The 14,542-nt window shown below is 72.1% G+C and carries 13 protein-coding genes; 4 read left to right on the top strand and 9 right to left on the bottom strand.

Features of this window, described 5'->3' with window-relative positions; genetic code table 11:
* Nucleotides 1-127: 127 nt before the first annotated feature.
* A complete protein-coding gene (locus tag LGI35_RS34555; RefSeq protein ID WP_116507928.1) occupies nt 128-481 on the top strand; it encodes a DUF6204 family protein in 354 nt (117 codons plus the stop codon).
* Here the strand turns inward: LGI35_RS34555 and LGI35_RS34550 are convergent.
* The 7 genes from LGI35_RS34550 to tatA form a co-directional block, all read right to left on the bottom strand.
* A complete protein-coding gene (locus tag LGI35_RS34550) occupies nt 450-1,004 on the bottom strand; it encodes a GNAT family N-acetyltransferase (protein WP_227298205.1) in 555 nt (184 codons plus the stop codon). The two genes, LGI35_RS34555 and LGI35_RS34550, sit on opposite strands and share 32 nt — an antisense overlap.
* Before the next feature lie 196 nt (nt 1,005-1,200).
* Entirely contained in the window at nt 1,201-3,021 is a 1,821-nt protein-coding gene (locus tag LGI35_RS34545) for a CocE/NonD family hydrolase (RefSeq protein WP_227298204.1), read from the bottom strand.
* A gap of 123 nt (nt 3,022-3,144) precedes the next feature.
* Entirely contained in the window at nt 3,145-4,083 is a 939-nt protein-coding gene (locus tag LGI35_RS34540) for a S66 peptidase family protein (protein WP_227298203.1), read from the bottom strand.
* Complete coding sequence (locus LGI35_RS34535) at nt 4,080-6,086, bottom strand: dipeptidyl-peptidase 5 (protein ID WP_227300649.1); 2,007 nt, start codon at nt 6,084-6,086, stop codon at nt 4,080-4,082. The genes LGI35_RS34540 and LGI35_RS34535 overlap by 4 nt, the downstream gene beginning before the upstream one ends.
* 87 nt (nt 6,087-6,173) lie before the next feature.
* Nucleotides 6,174-7,508 carry a M20/M25/M40 family metallo-hydrolase gene (locus tag LGI35_RS34530; protein ID WP_227298202.1) on the bottom strand — a complete coding sequence of 445 codons (1,335 nt, stop codon included), beginning with the start codon at nt 7,506-7,508 and terminating at the stop codon, nt 6,174-6,176.
* Nucleotides 7,501-8,334, bottom strand: coding sequence for a M55 family metallopeptidase (locus LGI35_RS34525; protein WP_227298201.1), 834 nt, complete (start codon nt 8,332-8,334; stop codon nt 7,501-7,503). The genes LGI35_RS34530 and LGI35_RS34525 overlap by 8 nt, the downstream gene beginning before the upstream one ends.
* 114 nt (nt 8,335-8,448) lie before the next feature.
* Entirely contained in the window at nt 8,449-8,637 is a 189-nt protein-coding gene (gene tatA, locus LGI35_RS34520) for a Sec-independent protein translocase subunit TatA (RefSeq protein ID WP_227298200.1), read from the bottom strand.
* Nucleotides 8,638-8,751: 114 nt separating this feature from the next.
* Here tatA and LGI35_RS34515 point away from each other — a divergent pair, with 114 nt between their 5' ends.
* From LGI35_RS34515 to LGI35_RS34505, 3 genes are all read left to right on the top strand, one after another.
* Nucleotides 8,752-10,278, top strand: coding sequence for an LCP family protein (locus LGI35_RS34515; protein ID WP_227298199.1), 1,527 nt, complete (start codon nt 8,752-8,754; stop codon nt 10,276-10,278).
* A gap of 143 nt (nt 10,279-10,421) precedes the next feature.
* Entirely contained in the window at nt 10,422-10,688 is a 267-nt protein-coding gene (locus LGI35_RS34510) for a GlsB/YeaQ/YmgE family stress response membrane protein (protein WP_227298198.1), read from the top strand.
* Nucleotides 10,689-10,742: 54 nt separating this feature from the next.
* On the top strand, nt 10,743-11,144 hold the full coding sequence (locus LGI35_RS34505; protein WP_227298197.1) for a hypothetical protein: 402 nt from the start codon (nt 10,743-10,745) through the stop codon (nt 11,142-11,144).
* Here the strand turns inward: LGI35_RS34505 and LGI35_RS34500 are convergent.
* A complete protein-coding gene (locus LGI35_RS34500) occupies nt 11,112-11,834 on the bottom strand; it encodes a class I SAM-dependent methyltransferase (RefSeq protein ID WP_227298196.1) in 723 nt (240 codons plus the stop codon). The genes LGI35_RS34505 and LGI35_RS34500 overlap by 33 nt on opposite strands.
* Before the next feature lie 127 nt (nt 11,835-11,961).
* Nucleotides 11,962-14,403 (bottom strand): ATP-binding SpoIIE family protein phosphatase, encoded by a 2,442-nt coding sequence (locus tag LGI35_RS34495; protein WP_227298195.1) that lies wholly within the window; start codon nt 14,401-14,403, stop codon nt 11,962-11,964.
* Between the last annotated feature and the right edge of the window lie 139 nt (nt 14,404-14,542).

Here is a 14,542-nt window from a genome sequence, read left to right as displayed (position 1 = left end):
GGGCCCGCCGTCCGCACGCGGTGTGCCCCGACGACCATGGAACAGGCTCGCCCCTGAGCTGACCAGGGGTGACCCGGGTCAGAATTAAGCAAAGGCGCATTTCGGCCCGCCGGGTTACTCTCCGCGGATGGGAACGCAGCACACCTATCGGGTCATCGTCCGCGGCACATGGGACGGTCTGGCGGACGGCGCGCGCGAGCGGCTGCTCGCCGAGGTCGACGAGCACGGGCTCGCGTCGATGAGGTTCACGCCGGAGGGATCGCTCACGTACGACCGGGTGCTGAAGCACTTCTCGTACCGGTTCGTCGTGGAGTCGGATGCCGAGGACGGCGAGGAGATGGCGGAGGCGCTCGCCGAGGAGCGGGCCGAGGCGTCGCTCAGGGCGCTCGGTGAGGGGTACGGCTTCGGGGCGCTGAAGTCGTCGGCGACCGACATGGACACGATGAAGGTCAACCGGAAGCACCGGGCATCTCGGCCGTGAGCGCCCAGCGCTCGTGGTCGCGCCAGGCGCCGTCCATGAAGATGAAGTCGGGCGAGTAGCCCTCGAGGCGGAACCCGGCGCGGCGGGCGAGCGCGATGGACGCCTCGTTGCCCGGCTGCACGTTGATCTCCAGGCGGTGCAGTGCGAGGGGGCCGAAGGCGTACCGGACGACGAGGCCGAGGCCCTCGCTCATGAGGCCGCGGCCCGCCGCGTGCGCGAACGCGCCGTAGCCGAGGGCGCCGCAGCGGAAGCCGCCGCGGACGATGTTGTTGATGTTGATGAAGCCGGCGATGCCGCCGCCCGCCCGCTCGTACACCAGGCAGCCGAACCGCGTCGGGTCGTCGATGAGGGCGCCCGCGTAGGCGGCGTAGGTGTCGGCGGCGGTCGGCGGGTAGAGCCAGGGGTGGTGCAGGTCCTCGCTCTCCCGCGCCCGCGCCGTGAACTCGTCGCCGTCCGTGAGGGCGAAGGGGCGTATGCCCACGCGGGGTCCTTCAGCGAGGTGACGGTGGCCGGTGGCAGACATCCGGCCAGCCTACGCGGCGACCGTGGGCCGGTGACGTGTCCTCGGGGCTCATCGGTGGACCCTTCCGTCGGGGCGGCCCGTGCCTTCCCCGCCCAGCCTGTGCGGCCGGGCGGGGTTCGGGCACGGCGGGGTGTCCCTCCGGGGTGAGGTGTGGGCCGTACGGGTGACGGCGCCGCCGGCCGGACCCGGGGCGGGCCTACTGTCCGACGACGGGCAGTTCCAGGACGCCGGTGTCCTCGGGCGCGCTGACGACGGTGACGGGCTTGATGCCCTTGTTGCCGCCGTACGCGTCGTCGCTCGCCGCGATGACGAACTGGAGCCGGTGCCCCTTCTCGTAGCGGTGGACGATGCCGGGCAGCGACACGGTGAAGGGGCGGGTCACGTCCGGCACGCGGACCGGTGCGACCAGGCGGTGCACGAGTGTCTTGCCGCCGTCCGGCGCGATGTCGTACAGCTTCGCGAAGAGGACGAGCTTGTCGGCGGCGTCGTCGGAGTTCTGGACCCGCTCGGTCTTCGGCGAGACGACCTTGAGGGTGGCCTTCGGGGAGCCCACGACGTCGGTCGTGCGGGTCAGCGGCTCGCTGGTCCAGCCGAGGTAGGTGCCCGCGGTGTCGCGCGGGGCGGGGTCGGGGAGGCCGATCAGGCCGGCGAGGGAGGACTCGGAGTGGCTGGTGGGGATCAGCCAGTTCCGGTACTCGCGGCTGCCGCGCGCGACCTTCGACCGGTTGTCGACGAGCTTGCCGTCGCCGGAGAGGTACAGCTTCCGGTTCAGCGCCGGGACGCTCCGCGCGGTGGCGTAGGTCCGGCCGGGGTCCGTGATCCAGTCGCGGTAGTAGGCGAAGGCGGGCCCGGTGTCGACGTTCTTCTTGTGCTGGAGGTAGCGGTCGAACCAGGCGAGGATCCGCTTGCCGACGTACGAGGTCTCCAGGTTGCCCTGCGCGAGGTTGAGTTCACCGCTCGCCGGATCGGTGAGGCCGCCGCTGTGGCCCCACGACTGCCAGATCATCTTCGTGGTGGTGCCCTGTGCCTTGAGGGTCCCGTACGTGGCCTGCGCCTCGTTCAGGTTGAAGAGGCTGTCGGACTGGCCCTGCACGAGCAGCGTCGGCGCCTTGACCTGCTTCAGATACGAGACCGGGGAGACGCTGCGCGCGTAGTCGAGCATCGGTCCCGTCTTGCCGGACGGGTAGCGGCCGGAGTTCAGGGTGCTGATCGTCTCGCAGGCGTCGGTGACGAAGTGCAGGCAGGTGAGCTTGTTGATCCGGGACGGGTCGAGGGACGGTTCGAGGAGGGGCTGGCCCTCGCCGATCAGGTAGAAGCCGTTGGTCCACTGCCATTTGAAGGCGCCGGGGACGGAGCGGTCGGCGGCGTTGTTCGGGTCGAGGGAGTACGCCAGGTCGTTCCACGTGATCATCGGGACGAGCGCGTCGACACGGTGGTCGACCGCCGCGGTGGCCAGCTGGATCGCCCCGCCGTAGGAGCCGCCGATCATGCCGACGCGGGGGTCGCCCTTGCCGTCCTTGGTGACGTAGTCGGCCTTCGTGCCGTCGTCGGCCGCGCGGGTCCCGGCGAGGAAGTCGACGAGTCCGGAGGCCGCGGCGCCGTCGATGCGGGGGTCGTCGAGCGAGACGAGGCACCCCGACTTGCCGAAGCCGAGGCCGGAGTAGACGAGTCCGACGTAGCCACGCGCGGCGAAGGCCTTGCCGATGGCGTCGGTCGAGCCGTCGGACTTGCTGCCGCCGAAGCCGTTGGTGGCGAGGACGGCGGGCGCGGTGCGGGTGGCGTCGACGCCCGCGGGGCGGTAGAGGTCGGCGTCGACGACGCAGCTGCGGCCGCCGGACCGGATCGTGAACTTCAGTGCGGTGACGGTGTATTCGCCCGTCTGCTGCGTCTGCGGCGCGGCGTTCGCGGGCGCGGCGAGGGCGAGCGGCGCGGCGACCATGGCGCCGAGGGCGAGGGCCGGCGCCAGTGGAGATCGCGGTCGGGATCGGGGCACGGCACGGGACACGGCTACCTCCACGCTGAGGAAGACCCACCGGCTACCGACCGGTAAGTCTGGGCGTGGTCATGTTGTGACACGTGTCATACACGGGTCAATCACCGCGACGCGTGTTTCTTGACGAAGATTCAGTAACCGAACGATTCAGGCCAGCGCGGGCACATCCAGGGTCAACGTCCGTGCGTCCGCGTCGAGTTCACCGGGAATGCCGAACGGGATCGTCAGCGCCCCCTCGCAGTGACCGAAGCCGAACTCCTCGACGACGGGCACCCCCAGCCCGCCGAGCCGGTCGACGAGCAGCGCGCGCAGCCCGTCGTACGCGTCGCACTCGGCCCAGGACCCGAGCAGGATCCCCGAGACACCGTCCAGCCAGCCGGCACGCAGGAGTTGGGTGAAGTAGCGGTCGATGCGGTACGTCTCCTCGCCGGTGTCCTCCAGACACAGCAGCCCGCCCGCGGCCGACGGACGGGCGTACGGGGCACCCAGGTCGGCGGCGAGCAGACAGAGGCAGCCGCCGAGCGTGACGCCGCGCGCGGTGCCGCCCACGAGCGGCCGCCCGCCGTCCGCGGCCGTGATCGTCCGTACGGTCTCCGGCTCGAAGAGCGTGGCCCTCAAGTGCTCCTGCGCGCGGGCGCTCTTGAGGAAGTCGGCCGCCGCGACCATCGGCCCGTGCAGGGTCGCGAGACCGAGCCGGGCGGCGAACGCCTCGTGCAGCGCCGTGATGTCGCTGTACCCGACGAACACCTTGGGCCCGGCGGCCCGCATCGCGTCCCAGTCGAGCAGGTCGGCCATGCGCTGCGCGCCGTATCCGCCCCGCGCGCACAGGACGGCGTCGACGGACGGGTCGCACCAGGCCCGCTGGAGACCGGCGGCGCGCTCGGCGTCAGTGCCCGCGAGGTAGTCGAACCGGTCGTGCACGGCGCGGACCTGGGGCTCGACGACGGGCTCCAGGTCCCAGCCGCGCAGGATGTCGAGCCCTGCCTCGAGCCGGTCCTCGGGCACAGGCCCGCTGGGCGCGACGACGGCGACGCGGGCCCCGGGGGCGAGGCGTGCGGGGCGGGTGAGCGGTGTCGGTGACGTCACTTGGACAGCTCCAGCGTGGGAATCCCGGTCGGATGGAGGCCGAACACCTGGGCGTACAGGGAGAGTTCGGACTCCAGGACGCGGATCATGGTGTCCGCGCGCCGGAACCCGTGGCTCTCGCCCTCGAAGGCGATGTACGCGTGCGGGACGCGCCGGCCGTCCAGGCGGGCGAGGAACCGCTCGCACTGCGCGGGCGGGCAGATCACGTCGTCGAGCCCCTGGAGCAGCAGGAACGGCGCGGTGAGCCGCTCCGCGTGCTCGGCCGGCGAGCGCTCGACGTACCGCGCGGGCACCTCGGCGAGCGGCCCGACGAGCGACTCCAGGTACTGGGACTCGAAGTCGTGCGTCTCGCCGGAGCCCCAGGCCGTGAGGTCGAGGATGGGGTAGAGGATCGTGCCGCAGGCGTAGACGTCGGTGCTGGTCAGGGAGGCGGCCGTGGTCCAGCCCCCGGCGCTGCCGCCGCGGATCGCGAGCCGGTCGCGGTCGGCGGTTCCCTCGGCGGCGAGCGCGAGCGCCACGGCGGCGCAGTCCTCGACGTCGACGACGCCCCACTGTTCGCGCAGGCGGTTGCGGTACTCACGGCCGTAGCCGGTGGAGCCGCCGTAGTTGACCTCGGCGACGCCGATGCCGCGCGAGGTGAAGTAGGCGATCTCCAGGTCGAGTACGAGGGGCGAGTGCCCGGTGGGGCCGCCGTGTGCCCACACGACGTAGGGCGGCAGCTCGTCGTCGGGCGCGGCGTGAGTGGGACTGTGCGGCGGGTAGATGTGGGCGTGGATGTCCCTGCCCTCGGGGCCCGCGAAGGTGCGGATCTGGGGCTCCGGGCAGTAGGCGGGGTCGACGGCGTCGGAGTGCGCGGCGCCGACGACGCGCGCCCGGCCCGTACACGTGTCGAGCTCCACGACCTCGTGGCCGGTGCGCGGGCTGGCCGCTATGCCGACGACGCGGGTGCCGTGCACCGCGAGCGAGGGGCTCCACTCGGTCCAGGGTCCGGCGGCGTCCACGACCTCGCCGGTCGCCGGGTCGAGGACGCCGAGCGCGGTGGCGCCGACGCCGTGGACGACGGCGATCAGGCCGCTCTCCAGCGGGGCGAACCAGCGGTGGCCGATCTTCCAGAGCGGTCCGCCGAACTCCTCCTCGCGCGGGCACAGGGGCCGCGGCGCGCCGTCCGGGCCGACGCGGTAGAGGTTCCACCAGCCGCTGCGGTCGCTGGAGTAGACGAGGGCGCCGTCCGGCGCCCACTCCACCTGCGCGACGGACTCGTCGGGCCCGCCGAACGCCGTCCTCGCCCCGCTGAACGTGCCGTCGGCGGACACGTCGGCGACGACCAGCTCCGTGCCGTCCCACGGCATGCGCGGGTGGTCCCAGGCGAGCCAGGCGGCGCGGCGGCCGTCGGGCGAGAGGCGGGGGCCCGTGACGAACCGGTGGCGACCGTCGGAGAGTTCGCGCACGGATCCGCGGTCCTCGGCCGCGCTCCCGTCGAGCGGCACCGCGGCGGCGACGCGGCGCACGTCGGTCGGCCCGTCCCCGGTGAACTCCTCCAGGACGCACCAGACTTCGCCCCGGTCGAGGTGGATCTGCGGATCGGCCCAGCGCAGCCCGTCCCCCACCGCGGAGACGGGCGTGAGGGGGCGGGGCACGGCGCCGGGGGCGTCGGGCTCGTAGGCGTAGAGCCGCTGGTCCGCGAAGTCGACGAACACCACCAGCGGACCGTGCGGGCCTTCGGGGCGCCCGGCTCCGGCCCACGGCTGTCCGCCGTACTCGATGACGCGGCTGCGCACGTTCCACGGCGCGGGCAGCACGGTGTGCTCCGTGCCGTCCGCGTGCCGCCTGATCAGGGCCCGCCGGCCGCCCTCGGCCGGGCGGGGTTCGGTCCACCACGCCTCGTCGCCGACGAAGCCGACGTACTCCGGCTTCCCGTCGTGCGCCGCGGCGAGCGCGGCCGTGATCGGCGACGGCCACGAACCGTAACTCTGGATCAGCACCAACTTGTCCACGTCCCCCATGACTTCAGAGGCCCCCATGTTCTCCACGTGTGACGCCATTTCCTAGACCGTCTCCCCAACCGCTTGCCGAAACCCTCCCGGCGGCGCCTACGCGGACCGCAGGAAGCGGTCGAGCACGCGGACTCCGAAGTGCAGCGCCTCGACCGGGACCCGCTCGTCCACACCGTGGAAGAGCGCCTGGTAGTCGAAGCCCTCGGGGAGCTTCAGCGGCGCGAAGCCGTAGCCCGTGATGCCGAGCCGCGAGAACTGCTTGGCGTCGGTGCCGCCCGACATGCAGTACGGCACGACGTGCCCCTCTGGCGCGAACTCCTCCACCGCCGAGCGCATCCTCGCGAACGTCGGCGAGTCGACCGGCGCCTGGAGCGCGACCTCGCGGTGCTCGAACTCCCACTCCACATCGGGTCCGGTGAGCCGGTCGAGGGTCTCGCGGAACTCGTCCTCGCCGCCCGGCAGATACCGGCCGTCGATGTGCGCGGTCGCCTCGCCGGGGATCACGTTGATCTTGTATCCGGCGGTCAGCATCGTCGGGTTGGCGCTGTTGCGGACGGTCGGCGCGACGAGCGCCGCGGCCGGGCCGAGCTTGGCGAGGAGCTCGTCGGCCGAGAAGTCCGGGGAGTCCACGCCGGCGTCGATGCCGTACAGGGCCGCCAGTTCGGTCAGCGCGGCGGACACGGTCGGCGTGAGCCGCACCGGCCACTCGTGCTCGCCGATCCGCGCGACGGCGGCGGCGAGCCTGGTGACGGCGTTGGCGTGGTTCACCTTCGAGCCGTGGCCCGCCTTGCCGCGGGCGGTGAGCCGGAGCCAGCCCGTGCCGCGTTCGCCCGCCGCGATCGGGTAGATCTGCTTGCCGTAGCCGTCGTGGAAGGTGAAGGCTCCCGATTCGCTGATGCCCTCGGTGCAGCCCTCGAAGAGGCCGGCGTGCCGGTCGGCGAGGAAGCCGGAACCGTCCTCGGCGCTCGCCTCCTCGTCGGCCGTGAAGGCCACGACGATGTCGCGGCGCGGGCGCACACCGGCGCGGGCCCACTGCCGGACGACGGCGAGGATCATCGCGTCCATGTTCTTCATGTCGACGGCGCCGCGGCCCCACACGACCCCGTCGCGGATCTCCCCGGAGAACGGGTGCACGCTCCAGTCGGCGGCCTCCGCGGGAACGACGTCGAGGTGGCCGTGGACGAGCATCGCGTCGGCGGACGGGTCCGTACCGGCGATGCGCGCGACGACGTTCGTGCGCCCCTTGGTGCGTTCGAGGAGGGTCGGCTCCAGGCCCGCTTCGGCGAGCTTCGCGGCAGCGTACTCGGCGGCCGGGCGCTCCTGGCAGTCGCCGCCGCCGCGGTTGGTGGTGTCGATACGGATGAGCTCGGACGTGAAGGTCACGACCTCGTCGAGCGCCTGCTCGTCCACCTGAAATGCCTGCTCAGCCATACTGTTCCTCCACCGCGGCCGAGACGATCGTGGTGACCGCCTTGAAGGCGCGGATGCCGTCGTACATGTTGTCGTTCGTGTAGGAGATCCTGCGTTCGCCGGTGCGCCGGACGCCGGGCACCACCGTCGCGGCCATCGAAAGATGCTCGGCGTCGAACTCGAGCTCGATGGTGAACGGGCCGCCCTGGACGGGCTCGTGGCGCACGGCGAGTGCCGCCGCCTCCTTCGCCGCGGCCCGGATGTCGGCGGCGGTCCGCTTCGGCGTACGGCAGACAGCCGCATACCGGGACACATAGTCCTTGACCGCGACCTTGCGGGCCTCGGGCGCGTAGCCGAGCGCGTCGTCGCAGGTGAGGTCGTCGCCGGTGACGAGGACGACGGGTACGCCGTACTCGGCGACGACGTGCGCGTTGAGCAGGCCCTCGCTCGCCCGTACGCCGTTGATCCAGACGCCGGTGATGGAGTTGGCGAGGTACGTGTGGGCGAGGACGCCCTCCGTGCCGGCGCCCGTGTGGTAGCCGATGAACGCGATGCCGTCGACGTCACCGTGCTGGACGCCCTCGACCATGGAGAGCGTCTTGTGGCGGCCCGTGATCATCTCCGCGCGCTCGTCGAGTTGCTCCAGGAGCAGGTTGCGCATCGACCAGTGGGCCTCGTTGATGAGCACCTCGTCGGCGCCCCCGTCGAAGAAGCCGAGCACGGCGGCGTTGACGTCCGAGGTGAACAGGGACCGGCAGCGCTCCCACTGCGGGGTGCCGGGCAGCACGTCCCCCGGCCAGGTCACGCCGGTGGCGCCCTCCATGTCGGCGCTGATGAGGATCTTCATGGCGCATCACGGTACGCGTCGGAGAACGCGCAGGCCAGAGCCACCCTGAGAGCCAGAGGTCCAGTCCACCGAAAGGCGGCGGGCGCCCCTCCGGTCGGAGGGGGATCCATGACGTCAGGACGCGGCTGTGTCCCGGCGCTCCTCGACCTCGTCGGTCTTCATCGCCGCGGTCTCGCTCTTGAGGATCCGCAGCGATTTGCCGAGCGCACGTGCCGTGTCGGGGAGTTTCTTCGAGCCGAACAAAACGATGACCACGATCGCCACAATGAGCAGGTGCCAGGGCTCCAGACCGTTGCGGAACATTTTCGCCCCACCCTTCGTCTCTTCGGATGAGGTGTGCGCCACGGACGGCACCCACCAAGAAGCTTGCTAGATTGCGCAACTGTACAACCCCGGATCCGAGTGAGGGCGCACCCCATGGCAGGCACCCGTGAGCAGTTGTCACCCCCGCGCCGAGGAGGCAGCGCCAGGACCGCCCCACGCTCGCGGCGACCGAGGCGCAGCCGCGTGCGCTTCACGCTCGCGATAGCCCTGTCCCTGCTCGTCCTCCTGACCGGCGGCGCGGGCTGGGTGTACCTGAAACTCGGCGGCGACATCAACACGTTCAGCTCGGACGGCATCTCCGGCGACCGCCCGGACGCCGACGCGTCGAAGGGTGAGAACGTCCTCGTCATCGGCTCCGACGCGCGCACCGGCGGCAACGAGGCGCTGGGCGGCGGCGACAAGGGCGACATCGGCCGCTCGGACACGGCGTTCCTGCTGCACGTCTACGCCGACCATCGCAACGCCGTCGCGGTGTCGGTCCCGCGCGACACCCTCGTCACGATCCCGCCCTGCAAACTGCCCGACGGCAGCTGGACCAGGACGCGGCCCGACACGATGTTCAACGCCGCGTACTCGACCGGCGAGACCGCCCGCGGCAACCCCGCCTGCACGCAGAACACGGTGGAGAAGCTGACGGGCCTGCGCGTCGACCACACCGTCGTCGTGGACTTCAAGGGCTTCGCCGCCCTGACCGACGTCGTCGGCGGCGTGGAGGTGTGCCTCCCGCAGCCCATCCACCAGCGCGATCTCAACCCCCATCGCACGACCCCCGGCAAGCTCCTGTTCCCGCGCGGCGAACAGAAGGTCTCCGGGCAGAAGGCCCTCGACTACGTCCGCCTGCGTCACGGCATCGGCGACGGCTCCGACATCGGCCGCATCAAGCGACAGCAGGCCTTCGTCGGCAGCCTCATCAAGAAGGTCAAGAGCGACGGCCTGACACCCACGAAGCTCCTGCCGCTCGCGAACGCGGCCACGCGGTCGATGACCGTCGACCCCGGCCTCGGCTCCGCCGACAAGCTCCTCTCCTTCGCGATGTCCCTCAAGAACATCGACCTGCACAACACCAAGTTCGTCACCATCCCCTGGCGCTACGAGGGAAGCCGCGTCGCGGTCGTCGAACCGGACGCCGACGCCCTGTGGGCCTCGCTCAGGGACGACCGGACCATCGACGGGAAGGACGCCAGCGGCAAGAAGGACGCCCGGTCGAGCGCCTCCCCCGCGCCCTCCGCCGCACCGAGTCCGGGGGACGGTATCCGCGTCGCCGTCTACAACGGAACGACCGTCATGGGACTGGCCGCCCAGGCCGCGCGCACCCTGGAGGACGACGGGTTCACCGTCACGGGCACGGCGACGGCGTCCACCCAGGACCAGGCCACCACGCTGATCCAGTACGGCCCGGGCGAGAAGGCGCGAGCGGGCACGCTCGCCCAGCGGTTCCCGGGCGCCCGCCTGGAAGAGAGCTCGACCGCGGGCATCAAGGCGATCCTCGGGCAGGACTACGCGGACCATCCGTCGGCCGCCGCGACGGCGTCGCCGGCACCCCCCGCCATACCGTCCGAGGTCTCCGACGACGCCCGCTCCGCCGACGACAACCTGTGCTCGAACCTGTCCTACGGCTGACCTGGTGCAACCGACCGGGGCGGTATCGCGTCTTCATCTCTGTCTGTACAGTTGCGCAAATTCGCAACGCACGAGCTCAGCCGGAAACACAGGCGAAGCACAGGCGCAAGGCACCACCCATCACCGAGGGGAACGACGCACACGTGGGCATCATCAGCTGGATCATCCTCGGCCTCGTCGCCGGAGTCATCGCCAAGGTCCTGCTCCCCGGCCGCGACCCGGGCGGCCTGATCGGCACGACCCTCATCGGCGTCGCCGGCGCGTTCGTCGGCGGCTGGGTCTCGTCGCGGTTCTTCGACCGCCCGATCGACAACCAGTTCTTCGACGGGCCCACCTGGATCGCGGCCATCGGCGGCTCGCTCGTCCTGCTCATCGGCTACCGAGTCCTCTTCGGCAACTCGCGCGACTGACGGGCGGGTCGATCCCTCATGGGCTCCGGCCCGCCGGCGTCACCGTCCGGGCCGGTGCGCCTCACGAGCATCCCTCCCCGCACGGCGCGCGGCGCCGGTGAGGTGCTGCTCCACGACGAGAGCGGCGCGCTCGTCGGCCAGGTCCGCTTCCGGCTGTGCGCGCCGTGCCGCGCGGGCCGGCTCCTCGGCATCTGGATCCTGGAGTCACGCCGCCAGGAGGGGCTCGGCCGGCGGGTGGTGCGGGTCGCGCTGGCCCACGGCCACGGTTACCGCTGGAACACCACGCTCCAGACCCGGCTCGGCCGCGGCTTCTTCCTCGCGGTCACCGCACACGATGGCGTCCCGCTCCGGCACGGCCGGCCGCTCTGCCCGCATCTCCTGGGCCCTTTCGGCAACGCCCTGAGGCGCCTGGGCCTGCGGCGCCTAGTGTGCCCGCCCCACGACGAGCCATCGTGACGGGAGCTCGATGCGGGTGCCGTCGGGTGTGTACTCGGTGGTGGTGAGCGGGAGTTCGCCGCTCGCGAGCACATCGAGACCCGCGGTCCGTACGTGGTCGGGGACCGCCGCGTCGGACACCTCGCCGGGCGCGATGCCGTGGGCGAAGACCGGTGCCAGCTTCGCGGGCGGGCCCGCGGGGCTCTGCGCGAGAGACATCAGGACGGGCCGGGCCGCCTCGGCGAGCTCCACGACGAAGGCCCGGCCGCGCTCGCCGACGAGCGCCGCGATGCCGTCGACCAGCGGCTGACGGTCATCGGACTCGCACTGGTGCAGCACGCCCCGCATGTACACGTTCGCGTCGCCGAGTTCGGCGTGCAGCCGGTGTGCCTCGGTCTGCTCGGTGGCGTCGATCTGCCGGAAGTCGGCCCGTCCCGCGGGGTCGGCGTGCCGGGCGTGGTCCAGGGCGGCGACGGAGAGGTCGGCGCCGACGACACGCGGGTAGCGGTCGGCGAGGAAGCGGGTCTGGGTGCCGTTCCCGCAGCCGAGGTCGACGACGGGCAGGCCCTTCGTCAAGTGCGGCTCGAACAGGGCGAGGTGGACAGCCGCGGTGAGGTCGGGCTCGGCGTCCCAGAAGACCCCGCCGGGTTCGCCGGGAGCCTCGCGCCAGAAGCTCTCCCAGGCGTCCTTGTACCGACTCGTCACGCTCATCTGCAGCTCCCGGGGTGCGGTGGCACGGCAAGATCGGTCTACCGCTCCCCGGGCCCGCCCACAAGCACCCGGCGCATACCTTCACGCCGCATTCGATGCATGTCCGCCGAGCGCCCCGCGCCGCCAACTACGTTCGTGGCAACGCCAGTTCGAACCACACGGTCTTCCCGGAACCCGTACGGCTCGTCCCCCACTCCCTGGCGAGGGCGCTCACGACGCGCAGGCCACGGCCGAACTCGTCGCCCGGGCCCGCGTTGAGCAGCGTGGGCAGCCTCTGGTCGTCGTCCTCGACCTCGCACACGAGGGTCCCCGAGCGCACCAGGCGTACCCCGACGCTGCGGGTGCGGGCGTGCCGCACGGCGTTGGTGACGAGCTCCCCCACCATGAGTTCGGCGGGGGCGGTGAGCGCGCCGAGACCCCAGGCCGTGAGCTGGTCGCGGACGAGGGCGCGTGTGCGGGACACCTCGGCGGGCTCGGGAGCCACGTTCCGGTGGGCGACGTCCTCGGGCGCGATGCCGTTGAGCCGGGCCATGAGGAGGGCGACGTCGTCCTTGCGGCCGCCGCGGGTGTTCAGGGCTCTGATGATGGTGTCGCAGGCCGCGTCCATGGAGGCCGCCGGGTGGGCGGCGGACTCGCACAGGGTGGCGAGGCCGACACCGATGTCCTCGCCCCGCACCTCGACGAGGCCGTCGGTGCACATCACGAGCCGGTCGCCGGGCGCCATCGGGACGCGGACCGATTCGAAGGGGACGCCGCCGACGCCGATGGGCGCGCCGGTGGGCAGTTCCAGCAGTTCACTGCGGCCGTCCTCGGCGCGGACGAGGACCGGCGGGATGTGCCCGGCGTTGGCGAGCTCCAGCTCGTTCGCGATGGGGTCGTAGACCGCGTACAGGCAGGTCGCGAGGTAGTGCTCGCCGAGGCGCTGGGCGAGGTCGTCCAGGTTGCGCAGGAGCTGGGCCGGTGGCAGGTCGAGGGCGGCCATGGTCTGGACGGCGGTGCGCAACTGGCCCATCATCGCCGCCGAGTTGAGGCCGTGGCCCATGACGTCGCCGACGACGAGCGCCGTGCGCGAGCCCGGGAGTTTGATCGAGTCGAACCAGTCGCCGCCGACGCGGCCGAGCAGGGTGCCGGGCAGGTAGCGGGTGGCGAGGTCGCAGCCGGGCATGCGGGGCTCGATGTGCGGCAGCATGCTGTCCTGGAGGGTCTCGGCGACGCTCTCCTGGTACGTGTACATGCGGGCGTTGTCGAGGACGAGGCCCGCGCGGGCGGCGAGCTCGGCGCCGGTGACGCGGTCCATGTCGTTGAAGACCGGGCGTTCCCGGTGGCGCAGCAGGATCATGAACCCGAGGACGACGTTGCGCGCCTTCAGGGGCACCACCAGCATCGAACGGTCGGTGATGAGGGGCCTGATGTCGCGCTTCTCGAACTGCGACGCGATCGCGTTGCCCATCTCCTCGGTGATGCGCGGGACGAGGACGGGCTGCCCGGAGGTCATGCACTGGAAGAACGGCGTGTGCGCGGGGAACGGCATCGACTCGCCGACGGGTACGATGTCGTCCCAGCGGCCCGGCTCGTCCGTGTGCTCCAGGGCGACGCGGTGCCACATCGTGGTCGCGTCGGGCGGGCCGTCGGGGAACCCCTCGCCCGCGACGACCTGTTCGCGCAGATACGTGCCCGCGACGTCCGTGAAGCGCGGCACGACGGCCCGGCTGACCTCGATGATCGTGCGGGACAGGTCGAGGGACGAACCTATGCGTCCACTCACCTCGTTGAGGAACTCCAGGTGTTCGCGCACGGCCGCGTACTCGAGGTCGCCGGCGTCGTCGTCCGCCTCGTCGTCGGGCGCGCGGCGCGGTGCGGGCAGTCCGGCGGCGGCCGCGCGGGCGGCCTCCTCCCTGCGGGCCTTGCGCTCGGCGCGCCGGGGCACGCCCCAGTCGGCGGTGACGGGCACGCGGTCGTGGAGGCTGAACTCCAGGACGGGATAGCCGAGTTCGAGCACCTGGGAGACGATGCGGGCGCTCTCGCCGACGCTCATGCTGGGCAGGATGGCGGGGAGTCCGCGGGCCAGCTCGTCGGCTCCGGGGAAGTCGGTGTGCAGCGCGAAGCCGGGCGCGATGCGCTCCAGCGGCTGCCCGTCGGGCACGTCGTCGGCGTGCAGCCGGCCGGCGTCGGCGGCGAGTACGAGGAGCTTCTCGGGCCCGGGGCCGACGAGCGGGTAGGCCCACCACAGGACGTCGATGCGCTCATGGCCGGGGGCTTCGAGGCGGGCGCGGCCCGCGGCGGGATAGGAGGCCCGCCCGTCGAGCGAGGACTCCAGGTCCGGGCCGAGCCCGTCGTACGCGCTCTCGTCCTCGTACGCCCGTGAGTCGAGCCCTTCGGGCAGTGCGCCGGAGACGGGCAGCAGGTCGGTGGCGGGGCGGCCGACGGCATCCTCGCGCGCGGGGCCGAAGAGGCGGCGCGCGCCGGTGCTCCAGTGCGAGACGCGTCCTGACGCGTCGACCACGACGACCGCCAGGGGTACCCGGCCGGGCACGGGGCTCTGCGGGGCCGTCCCGGTGCCACTGTGCATGGCCTGCGCTCCCTTCCCCGCGCGGCGACCGAGCGTCATTGGTTCGGCCCTTTCCCGTTCCACGGTACGCGGTACGGGGATACAGGGGGCTGCATCGGCCGAATTGAACGGGCGCGGCGGGCCGGGGCCGGGCGCCCTG

This window comes from Streptomyces longhuiensis (genome assembly GCF_020616555.1).
Classification (GTDB): domain Bacteria; phylum Actinomycetota; class Actinomycetes; order Streptomycetales; family Streptomycetaceae; genus Streptomyces; species Streptomyces longhuiensis.
The sequence above is the reverse complement of the archived record's forward strand: the minus strand, read 5'-3'. Positions and strand labels throughout refer to the sequence as shown.

Excerpts from the sequence above, each read along its gene's own strand:
- LGI35_RS34550 (WP_227298205.1), bottom strand. The coding sequence starts at position 1,004 with ATGTCTGCCACCGGCCACCGTCACCTCGCTGAAGGACCCCGCGTGGGC.
- LGI35_RS34500 (WP_227298196.1), bottom strand. The coding sequence starts at position 11,834 with ATGAGCGTGACGAGTCGGTACAAGGACGCCTGGGAGAGCTTCTGGCGC.
- LGI35_RS34495 (WP_227298195.1), bottom strand. The coding sequence starts at position 14,403 with ATGCACAGTGGCACCGGGACGGCCCCGCAGAGCCCCGTGCCCGGCCGG.
- LGI35_RS34555 (WP_116507928.1), top strand. The coding sequence starts at position 128 with ATGGGAACGCAGCACACCTATCGGGTCATCGTCCGCGGCACATGGGAC.
- LGI35_RS34515 (WP_227298199.1), top strand. The coding sequence starts at position 8,752 with ATGGCAGGCACCCGTGAGCAGTTGTCACCCCCGCGCCGAGGAGGCAGC.
- tatA (WP_227298200.1), bottom strand. The coding sequence starts at position 8,637 with ATGTTCCGCAACGGTCTGGAGCCCTGGCACCTGCTCATTGTGGCGATC.
- LGI35_RS34525 (WP_227298201.1), bottom strand. The coding sequence starts at position 8,334 with ATGAAGATCCTCATCAGCGCCGACATGGAGGGCGCCACCGGCGTGACC.
- LGI35_RS34530 (WP_227298202.1), bottom strand. The coding sequence starts at position 7,508 with ATGGCTGAGCAGGCATTTCAGGTGGACGAGCAGGCGCTCGACGAGGTC.
- LGI35_RS34535 (WP_227300649.1), bottom strand. The coding sequence starts at position 6,086 with ATGGGGGACGTGGACAAGTTGGTGCTGATCCAGAGTTACGGTTCGTGG.